This is a genomic window from Kosakonia sp. SMBL-WEM22, from assembly GCF_014490785.1.
Taxonomy (GTDB): Bacteria; Pseudomonadota; Gammaproteobacteria; order Enterobacterales; family Enterobacteriaceae; genus Kosakonia.
Genome location: NZ_CP051488.1, coordinates 1684558 through 1701771 on the forward strand (window position 1 = coordinate 1684558; position 17214 = coordinate 1701771).

Genomic DNA, 17214 nt, shown 5'->3' on the forward strand with positions numbered 1-17214 from the left:
TACCCTAGGGGAGAAAAAAGTGCGGCTAAAGTCGATTTTGTGCAAAGATTCTCATCAGTCGGTGAAATAGTGCGGCAAAATGCAATTGAAGCCATAAATATCAGCATTTCCACACCATGGAAATTTTCCCATTTCACAAACGGAGCAAGATCACAGAATGGATAAAAAGCTCAAAATCAGCGAAATTGCCCGGCGCACAAATCTGTCGACCAGCACCGTTTCGCGGGTGCTGGCGGGAAAAGCCAACACCAGCGAAAAGGCGCGCGCGGCGGTGCTGGCCTGCGCCCGTGAACTGGGAGTGATGGAGGGAATTGCTGCCGGGCGGCTGCTGCTCAATAACCTGACTGTCTTTGCGCCGCAGCGCGCTTTTGATGAGCGTTCCGATATCTTCTACTACCGCGTGATTCAGAGCATCAACAAAGCGCTGGAGCCTCACGATGTGCGGCTGCGCTACTGCGCGCTGGAGGAGCTGGACAGCGACGCCAATGAATTTCTGGCGCGCATGAATGCGCCAGAGACCCAGGCGGCGATCCTGCTTGGCATTGACGATACCCATATTCACGAGCTGGCGGCCGATATCGGCAAACCCTGCGTACTGATCAACTGCCGCGATGGGCGTATGCGCCTGCCCTCGATTGCGCCAGATCACCGCACTATCGGCGAGTTCGCCGCCCGCTATCTCTTTGATATGGGCCACCGCGATGTGGTGAATGTGATGTGCCTGCGCCGCTACACCATGGATCTGCGCCTCGCAGGTATTAAAGCGGTGTGGCAGCAGCAGAACCTGCGTTTTAACAGCAAACGGGATCTCATCACCGTACCCAGCTTTAGCGCCAAAGAGGCAGCGCTGCGGGTGGCGGAGTGGCTGGACGATCCGGCGAGCAAAACGCCGCCGACCGCTTTCCTGGTCAGCGGGGATTTTATGGCGCAGGGGACGGTGCAGGCGCTGCTGCAGCGCGGCCTGCGCGTGCCGCAGGATGTGTCGGTGATGAGCATCGACGCCTTTAACCTCGCGGCGATCCAGGATGTGCCGCTCACCGCAGTGCATGTCCCGCGTGATGAACTTGGCGCAGAAGCGGTGCAGTTATTGCAGCAGCGCCTCATCCGCCCGCAGGCACCGACCGGCTCGCTGCTGCTAAACGGCACGCTGGTGGTGCGCGAGTCGGTGCGGCGGATACGACCGGGACAGCGACGTACCGCCGTGGCTGGCGACGGGCTGTATGATGCTTAACGCTCCATCCCCAGCGCACGCTTACCGTGCGCGTTCAAATCGGCAAGCGTAAAGCGGCCTGACCAGTCGCGTTCATAATCTTCACGCGGAAAATCTCCGGGCGAAGCGCCTTGCTCGAGGGCAACTTTCACCGTGCGGGCATAAGCCAGGTTCTTCTCACACAGCGGGGCGGCGGGGATATACATCACATTGCCCCAGCCCTGCTGATTTTCCACCGGGGCGACCGAGTGGATCACATCGCAGTGCCACCAGACGGAGTCACCCGCTTCCAGCGGTGGAATGCTGCTCAGTGCTTCCATCAGCAGCGGGTGCCACTGCTCTGAAACTGGCAGCACGCGGCCGGGGGCCACGCCGCACAGCTCATCGTCCGGGACATCATCCAGCAGCGGGCGCAGCAGAATGTAGGCCATCGCCTCGGGGATCGGCACCACGTGCAGCAACCCCTGACCGGCGATCATCTCCGAAAGCGCCGTCCAGCCCTGGAAGGTGCGAAAGACTGAACATTTGGTAGTGTTCTCAACCGTATACTCCTCCACTTCGGTGCGGTGCGCTGCATCCCACGGATCGTACTGATCGAGTTTGCCGTTAAAGATGTTGGCAAAGACACGCTGATAGGCCGGAAGCAGCCAGCGCTCCAGCGCGCCGGAATCGGTATGCGCGCCCAGCCCTTTTGAGGTGGTGCCCGGCGGGCGGCGGCGAATACGATCCGGGTAGATGACGCTGACATCGGGGTTAAACCACGTGCGCCCCTCGCTCTCAAACCGCCACAGCCGGTTGAGGAAAGATTGTGCGGCGGCCATCTCATCGCTCTGACGCGCCTGCATCTGCGCTTGTGACCAGTAGATAGGGTAGATCTCCGGGCGCGAGGCTTCCAGCGTGCCGAAAAAGCTGTCGCCGGGGCCTTTATAGACCTCATCAAAATGGTTCTCCGCTAGATAGTCGAGCATCGCGCGATCCCAGCCCAGCGCCTGCTCACGCGGGAAATGGCCTTTGATCACCACGCAGCCGCGACGTTTGATCAACGCGCGCTGCGCTTCTGTTACACGCCCGGCGGCGATATCGGCATAGTTCAGCTGCGGCCAGACGGACTCGCCGCGTGCTTTTATCGCCTTAATCTCCTCCACGCGCTCGCTAATATGCGCGCTGAGTTGATCGAAGAGCTGTTGGACATCGCCAATCTGCTCACGCAGCGCCTGTTTCATCTGGCGGATGGCGGTTTTGTGATCGGCAGGAAGCGTTTCATGGGTAAACGTCATAGGCACCTCTTTCTTTCATTCGAAAGTTATAAAGATTACAAATGACAATCTAAGTTAAAAATAAGTTAATGCAAGTTTAAAAACTTGATGGATTGCACAAAGCGGAAAAAGGCAGATAGAGAGTGCCGACGGCGGGCGTCGGCAGGGGGATCAGCGGTCGAACGGGGCAGCGTTATCCAGCACGGCCTGAATCACATTCAGCACGCCGTGGTGGTTGTTGTCGTCGGTCTGGTGACGGGCGATGGCTTTAATCGCATCGGTGGCGTTGCCCATGGCGAAAGAGTAGTCGGTCATGCGCAACATCTCGGCGTCATTGCCGCTATCGCCCAGCGTCACACACGCTTGCGGGGAGAGGTTCCAGCGCTTGAGCAGACGCGTAATACCGTTCGCTTTATGCAGGCCAGGGATAATCAGATCGACAAAGCCGAAGCCGCTGGTCACCGGTTTCATAATCCCGTCGAGCGAGGTGTGCAGCTCATCGACCAGCGCCGGGATCTCGCTGTCCGGCAAATTGAGGGAGAATTTGAACAGCGTATCGTCAATCTGCGTGAAGTCGCGCACCGGCTTTAAGCGGTGGTAGTGCTCCGCCATCAGATCGACAAACTCTTGCGGCGCGGCTTCGTTGATATAGGCGCTCTCCAGCCCGCAGGCGACAAAGTTCAGGCCACCGCCTTTTAACAGCTCGCCCATCACTACCTGGGATTCGTGGCGGGTCAGTTCGCCGTGGAACAGCTGCTGCCCGTGCTCGTAGACCAGCGCGCCGTTTTCGGCGACGAAGGAGATGCGATCTTTAAGCTCCGGGAAGAAGGAGATGAGCTGGTAGTACTGGTTGCCACTGGCAACCACGAATTCGATATTGCGCTGCTGGAGTTGCTCGAATTGCGCCATAAACCGCGTGCGATCGTACTTTTTGGCGTCATCGAGGAAAGTTCCGTCCATATCAGTGACGATAACTTTGACGGTCATATATAGCGCTCCTGAATGTCATAACGAGGAGCAACATTCTAGAGAGAATGAGACCTGAAGCACAAATTTAATTTCATTCGAAAGTTTAACCGTCCTCTTTCAAGTCGCAGGTGCGTTGGCTTACCCCGGTCATTTACTGTTTGTAAACGCCCGGGGATGCACCACCTTGCCGCCTTCCTGCAACCCGAAAGAGTGGGTTAACGCGTAATGGTTTCTAACCCTGGCATCACAACGTATGTTCGGTGCGGGCAATAATATCGTCCTGCGCATCCGGCGACAGGGCGGTGAAAAACGCTGAATACCCGGCGACGCGCACCACCAAATCGCGATACTGATCCGGGTGCTGCTTCGCGGCGATCAGCGTCTCGCGCGAGACAATGTTGTACTGAATATGCCAGCCTTTATGCACCTCAAAAAAGGTGCGCAGCAGCGCCATCAGCTTCTGCCGGTCGCCGTCGCTTTCAAGCGTCGAGGGGTTGAGCTTCTGGTTAAGCAGCACGCCGCCGAGGATCGCGCCAACCGGCAGTTTGCCGACTGAATTAATCACCGCCGTCGGCCCAAGATGGTCGGTGCCGGAGGCCGGGCTCGCCCCCTCTGCCAGCGGCGTATGGGCTTTGCGCCCGTCCGGCGTGGCCATGGTTGCTGCGCCAAACGGCACGTTGGCGGAGATCGATGAGGTGCCAGCGTAGTATTTGCCGCCAATCGGCCCACGCCCGTAACGCGGGTTGTGATACTGCTTCAGCTCATCGATATAAGTTTGATAGGCGCGCACCAGCAGGGCATCAACGCCCTCATCATCATTGCCATACTTCGGCGCGCTGTTGATAAGCCGCTGGCGCAGCTGTTCGTGGCTCAGGCCAGCGAAATCCGCCGCCAGCGCCTCGGCCAGCTGCTGCTGGCCGATAAGGCTCTGCTCAAACACTAACTTTTTCACGGCTGCAAGGCTGTTGCCGAGATTGGCAATGCCCACCTGCAGGCCGGAGACCCAGTCATACTTCGCTCCGCCCTGTTTAATACTCTTTGCCCGCTCAATGCAGTCGTCGACCAACGCCGAGCAGAGAATATCCGGCACGCTCTCCTCAAGCATGGTGTCAACAACATACTCAATCTCAATCGATTTGCGCGTGTAGTAGCGGATCTGCCGATCCCATGCCTTTACCACGTCATCAAAGCCGTCGAAATTGCCCGCCGACAGCGCCTCGTTTTGCGCCAGGAAAACCTCGCCGCTGGTGGCGTCGCGCCCGCCCTCGAGTGCGGCCAGCATGACGCGGGCGAAGTTGATAAAGCTCATGCCGGTGCAGCGGTAGCCCCACTTGCCGCCGACGGCGGTCTCGATACAGCCAATCGCCGCATAGTTGTAAGCATCGGCAGGCTCCACGCCCAGCGCGATAAAGGCTGGAATGACAATCTCATCATTATTAAATGCCGGCATGCCAAACCCGCAGCGGATCACCTGTACGCAAGCGTTGAGAAAATCGTCACTCATCCCGGCGTGGTAGCGCACGCTGAGGTTGGGCTGGGTGGAGCGCAACCGCCCACAGGATTCGAGGATGGCGTAAGAGAGCGGGTTAACCGCGTCGCGGAACTGGCCGTTGTGCCACACCTGTCCGCCGATGGTCACATTCTGGTAGAGCGGGCTGCCCGCCGAGGCTTTCGAGTGGCTACCGGAGCGGATTTTGTTTACCTCCAGTAGCTTCAGCCAGCAGCTCTGTAACAGCTCAATGGCCTGCTCACGGCACAGTGTCTGTTGCAACTCGACATCGCGACGCCAGAAGGGGTAGAGGTACTGATCCATCCTGCCAAACGACACCGAATGGCCGTTAGATTCAATCTGCAACAGCAGCTGGATAAAGTAGCAGAGTTGCAGCGCCTGCCAGAAGGTGCGCGGCGGCTGGTGGGCGATAAGCTGGCAGTTCTCGGCGATAGCCAGCAGCTCGTCGCGGCGGCTTTCGCGCGACTCGTCAGCCGCCATGCTGCGCGCAAGGTCAGCAAAACGGACAATATGCAGGCTGACGGCCTCAAGCACGATATCAATCGCTTTCAGGAACTGCTCGCCGTGCAGATCCGCAAGCTGCGTTAAATCAATCCGCGAACGGCGCTCGCGCACCTGCTCACGCAGGCCATCCAGCCCTTTTGCCAGCAGCAGCGGGAAGTTTACCGCCAGGTGCGCATCGCCGGAGGTCATATTGCCTTCGGCTTTGATAATGCCGCTCGCCAGCAGCGCTTTTTGTTCGTCGGTAAACATGCCGTAGCAGCGATCCTGCACCGTCTGGCCGCGCCACCACGGGCAGACTTGGTGCAGAACGCGTTTGTTCCCTTCGCTGAGAGCAAATCCTGCGCCGGGGCGATCCGCCAGCTCATCAATCTCTTTCTCAATCCACGAAACGGTGTACTCCGGGAAGATTGGCGCAGCGCGCACCTCGCTTGCCTGGTTGCCGATAATCAGCTCGTCATGTTTGATCCAGATCGTGCGCTGCGCCAGGTGATGGGCTAACGCCAGTGCGCGGCGCACCGGCAGCGGTTTGTCCATATGTTGCTGATAAATCTGCGTGTAGTGCAGCGCACGTTCGGTGCAGATCGGCGGTTTTACAATCGAGATCAGTGCCTGTTTATGGGCGCGGATGCGCTCAGGCAGCGTGTTAAGTTGCAACAGGGTCATGGTCTTATCCTCGCAGTGTCGTCGCCAGCCCTTTCTGGCGGGCAAATGCCGCGGCGAATGCCAGCAGTTCAGGGTCGTTGAGCGGTTTTTCAGGAGCGGTATAGGGTTCGCCGAGCAGGTCAAACTTCTGCATGCCCAGCGTGTGATAGGGCAGAAAGTGGATCTCGCCGACGCGCAGCTGGTCAGCGGCAAAGGTGGTGATCGCTTCAATGGCGGCTTTATCGGCGTTAAAGCCGGGGATCAGCGGCACGCGAATAATCATCTTCTTCCCGGCGCGGGCGAGGCGTTGCAGATTATTGAGCACGCGCGCGGCAGAGCCGTGCGTCCAGGCGCGAAAGGCATTCTCATCGACATGTTTAAGATCGGCGAGAAAGAGATCCGCCCACGGCAGCGAGGGTTCGATATAACGCCACGGCACATGCAGGCAGCTCTCAACGGCGGTATGGACGCCGTGCTGATGGCTCTCGCGCAGCAGCGCTTCTGCGAGTGCGGGGTGCATAAAGGGCTCCCCGCCGGAGAGGGTTACGCCGCCGCCGCTGCGATCGTAAAAGGGCTTGTCGCGCAGCACCGTCGCCATGATCTCCGCCACCGACTTTTTCTCGCCGCAAACACTCAGTGCCTCGGTCGGGCAGCAGCCGGTGAGGGTATCCAGCGATTCATCGGTGAGCTTTTCACGCTGGATCAGCAGGGTATTTTGCGCGCGTGTAATCACCGCAGGCGCGGCACGCTGGCACAAGTCGCAGCCCGCAAGGCAGAGACGAGAGTCAAACAGCAGGTCGCGGGTACGGGCACGGCTTTCAGGGTTCTGGCACCAGCGGCAGCGCAGCGGACACCCTTTCAGAAACACCACGGTGCGGATGCCGGGGCCGTCATGGGTTGAGTAGCGCTGGATATTGAAAATCATCGATCATCTCCACATATTTCATATGGAGATTAAATAGCTTTCGAATGAAAGTTATTGTGATGGGGTTCGCGGTTTACGTCTTGTGCCCGCAAGGGAAATTGCCGGGTGGCGCTGCGCTTATCCGGCCTAAGAAATTGCAACCCCGTAGGCCGGATAAGGCGTTACGCCGCCATCCGGCAATTAAGCTGCGGGCGAGGCGCCATCGCCGCACACTTCACACTGCGGGTTACGCATTAGCTTCATTTCGCGGAACTGGCACTGCATCGCATCGTACATCACGATCTTGCCCGCGGCGGGCGTGCCGTAATGGGCCAACACCTTAATCGCTTCCATCGCCTGCATCGAGCCGATAACGCCGACCAGCGGTGCCATCACGCCTGCTTCGACGCAGGTGAGCGCACTCTCGCCAAACAGGCGGCTCAGACAGCGGTAGCAGGGCGCGCCATCCGCCCAGGTAAAGACGCTGATCTGCCCCTCCATGCGGATTGCCGCGCCGGAGACCAGCGGCACTTTGTGCTGAAAACAGCCAGCGTTGAGCTGGTTGCGGATCGCCACATTATCGGTGCAGTCCAGCACCAGATCGTGCGCGGCAATCTGCGCAAACAGCGCCGCTTCATCAAGTAGCGCATTGACGGTGACATACTCGACATTCGGGTTGATGCGCAGCAGCGACTCGCGGGCAGAGTCCACTTTGGCACGATCAATATCCGCATCGCCGTGCAGCGTCTGGCGCTGCAGGTTTGACAGCGCTACCGAGTCGAAATCAAGCAGCGTCATCGTTCCCGCGCCCGCCGCCGCCAGATATTGCGCTGCCGCGCAGCCAAGACCGCCGAGCCCGACCACCAGTACACGCGCCGCTTTTAAGCGCTCCTGGCCGTCAAAATCGAACCCGCGCAGAGTGATCTGTCGGTTGTAGCGCATCATCTCGCTGTCACTGAGCTCTTGTGCCATTTTTAGCCTCCGAAGAGATGGTTAAACATCTCCACATCTACCCATTCGCCCGCCGCCACATTCCCGCGCTCGCGCTCGAGCACGATGAAGCAGTTACCCTGGCTAAAGGAGCTGAAAATATGCGAACCCTGATGGCCGGTAGTGCGCACTTCGAGCGTGCCATCTTCGCCGCGGCTGACTATCCCGCGCTGGAAATCGAGACGCCCCGGTGACTTTTTCAGCCCGTCAATAACACGAGCACGAAAACGCAGTGGTGCCACATCCGCGCAATGACCGCTCAGTTTCGCCAGCAGCGGCAGCACCAGCTGGTAGAAGGTGAGCGTGGCAGAGACCGGGTTGCCCGGCAGGCCACAGAACCAGCTATTTGTTAACTTGCCGAACGCAAAAGGTTTGCCCGGTTTGATCGCCAGTTTCCAGAAGGCGATTTCACCCAGTTCATCAAGAATGGTTTTGGTGTAGTCCGCTTCGCCCACCGATACACCGCCGGTGCTAATCACCACGTCCGCCTGGCTGTCGGCGGCGATAAAGGTGTCGCGCAGCTTCTGCGGATCGTCCGGCACTATGCCGAGGTTAATCACTTCATAGCCAAGCTGGGCGAGCATCAGGTGAACCGACAGGCGGTTGGTGTCATAAATCTGCCCGTCAGCCAGCGGCTGGCCCGGCAGTTGCAGCTCGTCCCCGGTGGAGAAGAGCGCCACGCGCACCTTACGCACCACGCTCACGTCGGCAATGCCAAGGGAGGCGAGCACCGGCAGCTCGGCGGCGGTCAGTCTCGTGCCCGCCGTGAAGACGCTGGCACCTTTGGCAATATCTTCGCCCGCACGGCGAATGTTCTGGTTGGCGCGCACCTCGGCGGTAAAACGGATGCCGTCATCGGTCTGCTCGGTCTGCTCCTGCATCACCACCGCCTCGCAGCCCGCGGGGATCGGCGCGCCGGTCATAATGCGAATGCAGGTGGCTTGCGGCCACTCGCCGCTAAAGGGCTGCCCGGCAAAGGCTTTGCCCGCCACCGGCAGTGCGTTGCCGCCGTTGAGATCCGCCAGGCGCACGGCATAGCCGTCCATCGCCGAGTTATCAAAACCGGGGACATTCAGCGGGGAGATAACATCTTGCGCCACGACGCGGCCAAAACAGGCGAGCAGCGGCAGGGTTTCATGCTCAGTGAGCGGTGAAATGCGTGACAGCATTTTCGACAGCGCCGTCTCCAGGGAGATCAGGCCATTTGCAGATTCCATAATTTCTATCCAGTCAACGCGAGAAGCGGCCATTATGGCAGAAAAGGGGAGGGGTCAATATGACTTGCGTCTAGCTCATTGTTATCACATTGCTTTACATCGTTGTAACGACTTCCTATATTCAGAAATCGTCTTTCACAAAGGCACAGCTATCGTAGAGAAGGAGTGTGGGGTGTCGCAAGGCTTTGAACCAGAGGCGGACGTGGTTCTTGACGTCAGCAATCTGAATATCGCATTTAGCCATGAGAAGCAGCTTACCCCGGTGGTACGTAACCTCTCTTTTAATCTGAAACGGGGCGAAACGCTGGCGATTGTCGGCGAATCTGGCTCCGGGAAGTCGGTTACTGCGCTCTCGCTGCTTAAGTTGATTGAGCAGGCGGGCGGCGAAGTGAATTGCGATCATATCTGCCTGACGCGGCGTAACCGCCAGAAGGTCGATATCAACACGCTCTCCTCCTCGCAGATGCGCAGCGTGCGCGGGGCGGATATCGCGATGATTTTCCAGGAGCCGATGACCTCGCTCAACCCGGTTTTCCCGGTTGGGGAGCAGATTGCCGAGTCGATTCGCCTCCATCAGAAACTGGGCCGCGAGCAGGCGATGCGCGAAGCGCGGCGTATGCTCGACCTGGTGCGCATTCCCGAAGCGCAATCCATTCTCTCCAGTTTTCCCCATCAGCTCTCCGGCGGCATGCGCCAGCGGGTAATGATCGCCATGGCGCTCTCCTGTCGCCCGGCGGTGCTGATTGCCGATGAGCCGACCACCGCGCTGGATGTCACCATTCAGGCGCAGATTTTGCAGCTTATCGCCGTGCTGCAAAAAGAGATGTCGATGGGTGTGATCTTTATTACCCACGATATGGGTGTGGTGGCAGATATTGCCGATCGCGTGCTGGTGATGAACCAGGGCGAAGCGGTGGAGAGCGGCAGCGTCGAGTGCGTCTTCCGCGACCCGCAGCACCCCTATACCAAAGCGCTGCTGGCGGCAGTGCCGAAGCTTGGCGCGATGAACGGCAGCGATCTGCCGCGCCGCTTCCCGCTCATCTCGGCGAAAAACCCGCAGGTGCAGGAGCCGGAAACGGAGCAGAACACCGTGGTGCCCGGCGAGCCGATTTTGCAGGTTCGCGACCTGGTGGCGCGCTTCCCCCTGCGCGGCGGCTTGCTAAACCGCATCACCAAAGAGGTGCATGCGGTAGAGGGCATCAGCTTCGATCTCTGGCCTGGCGAAACGCTGGCGATTGTCGGTGAATCAGGCAGCGGAAAATCGACTACCGGGCGCGCGCTGCTGCGGCTGGTGGAGAGCCAGGGTGGCTCGATCACCTTTAACGGCGAGCGCATTGATACCCTGCCGGATCATAAGATGAAGCTGGTGCGCCGCGATATTCAGTTTATTTTTCAGGACCCGTATGCTTCGCTCGATCCGCGCCAGACGGTGGGGGATTCGATTATTGAGCCGCTGCGCGTGCACAATCTTCTCGGCGAAGCGGAAGCACATCAGCGTGTGGAGTGGCTGCTGGAGCGCGTCGGACTGAAGCCGGAGCACGCCTGGCGCTATCCGCACGAGTTTTCCGGCGGCCAGCGGCAGCGTATTTGCATTGCCCGCGCGCTGGCGTTGAACCCGCGCGTAGTGGTCGCCGATGAGTCCGTCTCGGCGCTGGATGTCTCGATTCGCGCGCAGATCATCAATTTGCTGCTCGATCTGCAGCGCGAGTTGGGGATCGCATTTCTCTTTATCTCCCATGATATGGCGGTCGTGGAGCGGATCAGCCACCGTGTGGCGGTGATGTATCTCGGGCAGATTGTTGAGATCGGCCCGCGCCGCGCGGTGTTTGAGAACCCGCAGCACCCCTATACCCGCAAGCTGATGTCGGCGGTGCCGGTGGCCGATCCTGCCCACCAGCCGCCGCAGCGGGTGCTCTTATCCGATGATATGCCGAGCAATATTCGTAAACGCAGGGAAACCATGCAGCGCGTACAGCTGCAAAATGTGGGGCCGGGTCACTTCGTCGCCAGAACGACGCCCGGCAGCACGCAGTCGCGTTTTTAATTGATGACAGACAGGGTTTTTCAGGAGAGCAGCATGACAGAGATCATTTCCCGACACTGGCGGGCCGTTGCAGGCGTGGTTGCCGCGCTGAGCGCCCTCCCGGCGTTTGCCGCGAAAGATGTGGTGGTAGCGGTCGGTTCCAACTTCACCACCCTTGATCCCTATGACGCCAACGATACGCTCTCGCAGGCGGTGGCAAAATCCTTCTATCAGGGGCTGTTTGGCCTCGATAAAGAGATGAAGCTGGTCAATGTGCTGGCAGAGAGTTACGCCGTCTCTGACGACGGGCTGATCTACACCATCAAGCTGCGCAAAGGGGTGAAGTTCCAGGACGGGACCGATTTTAACGCCGAAGCGGTGAAAGCGAACCTCGACCGCGCCAGCAACCCGGCCAACAGCCTTAAGCGTTACAACCTTTATAAAAATATCGCCAGCACCGAGGCCGTCGATGAGAGCACGGTGAAGATCACCCTTAAGCAGCCCTTCTCGGCGTTTATCAATATTCTGGCCCACCCGGCGTCGGCGATGATTTCGCCTGCGGCGCTGAAAAAATATGGCAAAGAGATCGGTTTTCATCCGGTCGGCACCGGCCCCTATACGCTGGAAGCATGGAACCAGACCGATTTTGTGAAGGTGAAAAAGTTTGCCGGTTACTGGCAGCAGGGCCTGCCGAAGCTGGACTCCATCACCTGGCGCCCGGTGGTAGATAACAACACCCGCGCGGCGATGTTGCAGACCGGCGAGGCGCAGTTTGCGTTCCCGATCCCCTATGAGCAGGCGGCGGTACTTAAACGCAACAGTAAGCTGGAGCTGGTTGCCAGCCCGTCGATAATGCAGCGCTACATCAGCATGAACGTGACGCAAAAGCCCTTCGACAACCCGAAAGTGCGCGAGGCAATCAACTATGCCATTAACCGCCAGGCGCTGGTGAAAGTGGCGTTTGCCGGTTTTGCCACGCCGGCGACCGGCGTGCTGCCACCGACCATCGCTTATTCGCAGAGCTATCAACCCTGGCCCTACGATCCGGCTAAAGCGCGCGAGCTGCTGAAAGAGGCGGGCTATCCGCAGGGCTTCACCACCACGCTCTGGTCTTCCCATAATCACAGCACCGCGCAGAAGGTGCTGCAATTTACCCAGCAGCAGCTGGCGCAGGTGGGGATCAAAGTGCAGGTGACGGCGATGGATGCCGGGCAGCGCGCAGCGGAAGTCGAAGCGAAAGGGCAGAAGCAGAGCGGAGTGCGTATGTTCTATACCGGCTGGACCTCCTCCACCGGCGAAGCCGACTGGGCGCTCTCGCCGCTGTTTGCCTCATGGAACTGGCCGCCAACCCAGTTCAACACCGCTTTCTACAGTAATCCGCAAGTGGATAAAGATCTGGCCGACGCGCTGAAAACCACCAGCACAGATGAAAAAGCGCGGCTCTATAAAGAGGCGCAGGATATCCTCTGGAAAGAGTCGCCGTGGGTGCCGCTGGTGGTTGAGAAGCTGGTTTCCGCGCATAACAAAAAGCTGACCGGTTTTTACATCATGCCGGATACCGGCTTTAGTTTTGATAACGCCGATTTGCAATAGATAACTCACGCCGCCTTGCTGAACTGGGGGCGGAGTGAGGGAAAATGAGATGCTGAATTATATTATTAAACGCTTGCTGGGCCTGATTCCGACGCTGCTGATTGTGGCCGTGCTGGTGTTTCTATTTGTCCACCTGCTGCCGGGCGATCCGGCGCGCCTGATTGCCGGGCCGGAAGCGGACGCCGAGGTGATTGAACTGGTGCGTCGACAGCTCGGGCTGGATCAGCCGCTGTGGGTGCAGTTCTGGCACTATGTTACCAATGTGCTGCAGGGGGATTTCGGCGTTTCAATGGCCTCCCGCCGCCCGGTTGTGGATGAGATTGCCAGCCGCTTTATGCCGACCTTCTTGCTCACCCTCTCTAGCATGTTGTGGGCGATGTTTTTTGGCCTGGGCGCGGGTATCGCCGCCGCCGTGTGGCGCAACCGCTGGCCCGATCATCTGGGAATGGCGATAGCAGTCACAGGCCTTTCGTTCCCGGCCTTTGCGCTGGGGATGCTGCTGATGCAGGTCTTCTCCGTTGAGCTGGGCTGGCTGCCGACCGTTGGCGCGGATAGCTGGCGGCACTACATTTTGCCGTCGCTCACTCTTGGCGCAGCGGTGGCTGCCGTTATGGCGCGCTTCACCCGCGCCTCCTTCGTTGAAGTGCTCAATGAGGACTATATGCGCACCGCGCGGGCAAAGGGCGTCAGCGAAAAGTGGGTGATCCTCAAGCACGGCCTGCGCAATGCCATGATCCCGGTGGTGACGATGATGGGGCTGCAGTTTGGCTTCCTGCTCGGCGGGTCGATTGTGGTGGAGAAGGTCTTCAACTGGCCGGGGCTCGGGCGTTTGCTGGTCGACTCGGTGGAGATGCGCGACTACCCGGTGATTCAGGCGGAAGTGCTGCTCTTCTCGCTGGAGTTTATTCTTATCAATTTAGTGGTGGATGTTCTCTACGCCGCCCTTAATCCCGCTATCAGGTATAAGTAAGGATGCGATTGTTAAACTGGCGTCGACAGGCGATTTTAAATGCCATGCCCACGGTAAAACCGGGTCATGTGCGCACTCCGTGGCATGAGTTCTGGCGGCGCTTCTGCCGTCAGCCCGTGGCCATGACCGCCGGGCTGTTTGTCCTGCTGCTGATCCTGCTGGCGGTGATTGCGCCGTGGATCGCCCCCTTTGATGCGGAGAACTACTTTGATTATGACCGGCTGAACGAGGGGCCATCGTTGGTGCACTGGTTCGGCGTCGATTCGCTCGGGCGCGATATCTTTAGCCGCGTGCTGGTGGGCGCGCAGATCTCGCTGGCAGCGGGTGTCTTCGCGGTGCTGATTGGCGCGGCGATCGGCACGGTGCTGGGGCTGCTGGCGGGCTACTACGAAGGGTGGTGGGATCGCATCATTATGCGCATCTGCGATGTACTGTTCGCTTTTCCCGGCATTCTGCTGGCGATTGCCGTGGTGGCGGTAATGGGCAGCGGTATGGCGAATGTGATTATTGCCGTGGCGGTCTTTTCCGTCCCTGCGTTTGCCCGACTGGTGCGCGGCAATACGCTGGTGCTGAAACAGCAAACCTTTATCGAGTCAGCACGCAGCATTGGTGCCAGCGACGCGGTGATCCTCTTCCACCATATTCTGCCGGGCACAGTCTCCTCCATCGTGGTCTATTTCACCATGCGCATTGGCACCTCGATTATTTCGGCGGCCAGCCTCTCGTTTCTCGGCCTCGGCGCGCAGCCACCGACGCCTGAATGGGGCGCGATGCTCAACGAAGCCCGCGCGGATATGGTGATCGCCCCGCATGTGGCGCTCTTCCCGTCGCTGGCGATTTTCGTCACGGTGCTGGCGTTTAACCTGCTGGGAGACGGGCTGCGCGATGCGCTGGATCCGAAAATTAAGGGGTGAGCAGGGGGCGCAGTTAATAAAACTAACGCGAGCCACAACTCATCGAGAAGAGAGATTTAACTGAGGTCCGCTCCGAGCGAGGAGCGGAAGTTCGCATTTGTTATAACCGCAGGGATGTAGGACTAATAGTGGTATGTAATACACAGCCGGGAGCAGGCCACAATACCGAGATAACGGACTGTACTTTCGAGTTTTTTGTGACCTAACAGTAGCTGGATAACTCGAAGATGCTTCGTTTTTTATTGATCAGATATGGCTTGGTTCCTCGCATAGAATGCGTACTGTACAGAGTCTCGTCGAGAATCAACGTATTAATCCATTCATGAGAAATACGGTTATATTGCCTGATTGAGATATGTTGTGAAGAACCGACGCGGGACTGGAACAGACAGTCGCTACTACTAGATGAGCCATTTTGATCCATGCTGCTAAAGCCTTACGGGTTCCCTTAGTCAGTTCAAACTGAATGAGATTTCCCGTTTTTGCTACAGCACTGTCGCTCTGCCCGAAACAGAGTGCCCATAGCCTACATCAGAAACTTTTAGCTTAACCAGATCACAGCCGCGTAGTTTACTGCCCAGAGCTATATTAAACAGAGCTAAACTTCGAAAAAAACCACCTGCCAGGGTAGTTTTTTCGTTTCCAGGCACAAGATGACTCGTAGCACGAGATAGTCTAAAGGAATCCTATAACTTAAGCCCTGCTCCCTGTCACCCTGACTAAAAAGATCCCCCTCTATCTTTCATTTCTTTCTTTTCTTTTTCTGATAAAGAAAAACATCAACGCAACCGTATATTATTAAAGTCAATAAGCTACACAGGAACCAATAATCTGGAATAAAAAAAAATAGAAAAAAATAAATAATAAGACGATAACGATGTTAACAAAAATACCAGAAAAAAATTCCTTTAGAAAAGCTCCCTTTAATAATTTCATCCCACCTTCCTTTTTTTAAGAAGATATAAAATAACCAAGAAAAAACGATGCTCAATCAGTTGCAGTGCAACCTGATGGAGTATAAAGCAACCAGGCGTGCCCCCCTGATGGCTCCCTCTTGCGCTCTCCTGTTCCCGTCATGCGGCGTCCGTGTTGTGGTGGAAGCTTTCCCTGAATCCCCACGCACCGTTCCGTTTAGACAGTTCGCTCCAGTCCGGGCTGTATGCAAGCCTCCCATTCAGCAAGACTACCACATCGTCCCGGTAAGTATCACTTGAGTCCAACCCGGAACAGACACGGAATATCGCCAGTGAAGGTAGCCATTGGTAACTGGCTTCACGGAGTCGAGGGTGTCTACAGGGTATTGAAATTAGCGCCATTTACCATCGGAACAAAGAGTTGCTGGCTCTTAATTCCGGCACACGAACCACTGTTGGCAGGGGGTTTTTTACAGGGCAAAAGATTACGCGCAGAAAAAAGGATCTCAAGAAGATCCTTTAATTTAAGCAGACTTCTATATCCCGTTGATTGAACTACCTCACAATCGCCTCTCCCTACAGACCATCACCTCAACCTTTATGTTCTGAAAGAAATAGAAAGGCAATCGAAGCCCAATAGCCTGCCCCCCATTGACAAAACTCCAATATAAATTAAAAGCTTAAAACACAAGTAATTTAATACGACAAACAAAAACCTTTACTTAGTAATTAATCTGATAAAATGATTAAGCAAAAAAACAACTTAAATATAATGAAATATACCATGACAGAATCAGACAAGCTTGCAAATAGAACGCTTGTGATATTACAAAAAAGAAAAAAATCATTTTACATACGTTATGCAAAATTTGGAGATGTTGTTTTAGGTTTTGTAAATGACATTGATACCATAACCATTAGGTTTATTGGCACAGAGAGTCGTATTAGAAATAAATAAGATGCATACAGACTCCTCTATCAATTGAAAAGAGGGTTGCGCGATTAAGATCTCAGCAGCAATAATAAACATTGTAAAAAAAAGGTGTGTACACGAAATACAAAATAATAATCTTAATTATGCCAGTGATATATAGGTAACAGTTACCGTAAAAACATTCATAAATGCAGCGGCAATAAACGATCTAACATCTAATTTTTCTCAAAAGTTTATAGAAAAAATAATTACCGAGGTAATAATAACTACAATATATTCAATCGGCGGCTCTACGCTTTGAGTAATTTATACATCGGAAAGATTTAGAGGGGATAACTGCGAGGTATATAGCGCGCTTAGAGTGGCCGGCGAGCTGGATATATTCTACTTTCTTGTTGAAGCCTATGCAGGGACATTATTGGATGCCCTTATAATAAAAAGAAAAAATCTCGCCATATGGGACGAGATTTTAATGAGGTTGTCTAGTGAATTAGGCGAAGGATAATCAGTGTTTTTTTAGTTTTTGTGTGGCTTTAAGACAAAAATAAAAGCAACCCAACCCAAAGAACATAATAACAAGATGCCCTGTGACCTCTGGGTAATTTAGTGCAGATAGTCCTCCAGTTGATTTAATATACAAAAGAGTTTCTCCGAACGAATAGAT

Annotated in this window: 12 protein-coding genes and 1 pseudogene; 6 read left to right on the forward strand and 7 right to left on the reverse strand. The window is 56.3% G+C overall.

What is annotated here, in order from left to right:
* Positions 1-157 precede the first annotated feature (157 nt).
* Entirely contained in the window at positions 158-1231 is a 1074-nt protein-coding gene (locus tag HF650_RS08015) for a LacI family DNA-binding transcriptional regulator (RefSeq protein WP_187801889.1), read from the forward strand.
* Here HF650_RS08015 and HF650_RS08020 read toward each other — a convergent pair.
* From HF650_RS08020 to moeA, 6 genes are all read right to left on the reverse strand, one after another.
* On the reverse strand, positions 1228-2493 hold the full coding sequence (locus HF650_RS08020) for a DUF1479 domain-containing protein (RefSeq protein WP_187801890.1): 1266 nt from the start codon (positions 2491-2493) through the stop codon (positions 1228-1230). The two genes, HF650_RS08015 and HF650_RS08020, sit on opposite strands and share 4 nt — an antisense overlap.
* A gap of 144 nt (positions 2494-2637) precedes the next feature.
* Positions 2638-3453, reverse strand: a complete 816-nt coding sequence (locus HF650_RS08025) for a Cof-type HAD-IIB family hydrolase (protein ID WP_187801891.1) — start codon at positions 3451-3453, stop codon at positions 2638-2640.
* Between the two features lie 226 nt (positions 3454-3679).
* On the reverse strand, positions 3680-6112 hold the full coding sequence (locus HF650_RS08030; RefSeq protein ID WP_187801892.1) for a formate C-acetyltransferase/glycerol dehydratase family glycyl radical enzyme: 2433 nt from the start codon (positions 6110-6112) through the stop codon (positions 3680-3682).
* A gap of 4 nt (positions 6113-6116) precedes the next feature.
* Positions 6117-7016 carry a glycyl-radical enzyme activating protein gene (locus HF650_RS08035; protein ID WP_187801893.1) on the reverse strand — a complete coding sequence of 300 codons (900 nt, stop codon included), beginning with the start codon at positions 7014-7016 and terminating at the stop codon, positions 6117-6119.
* A gap of 180 nt (positions 7017-7196) precedes the next feature.
* Positions 7197-7967, reverse strand: a complete 771-nt coding sequence (moeB, locus tag HF650_RS08040; RefSeq protein ID WP_187801894.1) for a molybdopterin-synthase adenylyltransferase MoeB — start codon at positions 7965-7967, stop codon at positions 7197-7199.
* Between the two features lie 2 nt (positions 7968-7969).
* Positions 7970-9202, reverse strand: coding sequence for a molybdopterin molybdotransferase MoeA (gene moeA, locus HF650_RS08045; RefSeq protein WP_187801895.1), 1233 nt, complete (start codon positions 9200-9202; stop codon positions 7970-7972).
* A 172-nt stretch (positions 9203-9374) separates the two neighbouring features.
* On the opposite strand from moeA, the gene gsiA reads away from it, so the two are divergent.
* From gsiA to gsiD, 4 genes are read left to right on the forward strand one after another with little or no spacing between them, the layout of a single operon-like run.
* Positions 9375-11246, forward strand: a complete 1872-nt coding sequence (gene gsiA, locus HF650_RS08050) for a glutathione ABC transporter ATP-binding protein GsiA (RefSeq protein ID WP_187801896.1) — start codon at positions 9375-9377, stop codon at positions 11244-11246.
* 33 nt (positions 11247-11279) lie between these two features.
* Positions 11280-12818, forward strand: a complete 1539-nt coding sequence (gene gsiB / locus HF650_RS08055; RefSeq protein WP_187801897.1) for a glutathione ABC transporter substrate-binding protein GsiB — start codon at positions 11280-11282, stop codon at positions 12816-12818.
* 49 nt (positions 12819-12867) lie between these two features.
* On the forward strand, positions 12868-13788 hold the full coding sequence (gsiC, locus tag HF650_RS08060) for a glutathione ABC transporter permease GsiC (protein WP_187801898.1): 921 nt from the start codon (positions 12868-12870) through the stop codon (positions 13786-13788).
* A 2-nt stretch (positions 13789-13790) separates the two neighbouring features.
* Positions 13791-14702 (forward strand): glutathione ABC transporter permease GsiD, encoded by a 912-nt coding sequence (gene gsiD, locus HF650_RS08065; RefSeq protein WP_034813897.1) that lies wholly within the window; start codon positions 13791-13793, stop codon positions 14700-14702.
* 122 nt (positions 14703-14824) lie between these two features.
* On the opposite strand, the pseudogene HF650_RS25235 reads toward gsiD, so the two are convergent.
* Positions 14825-15310 (reverse strand): annotated as a pseudogene (locus HF650_RS25235) (tyrosine-type recombinase/integrase); the annotation flags it as partial.
* A gap of 1090 nt (positions 15311-16400) precedes the next feature.
* On the opposite strand from HF650_RS25235, the gene HF650_RS08070 reads away from it, so the two are divergent.
* Entirely contained in the window at positions 16401-16574 is a 174-nt protein-coding gene (locus tag HF650_RS08070) for a hypothetical protein (protein ID WP_187801899.1), read from the forward strand.
* Positions 16575-17214 lie beyond the last annotated feature (640 nt).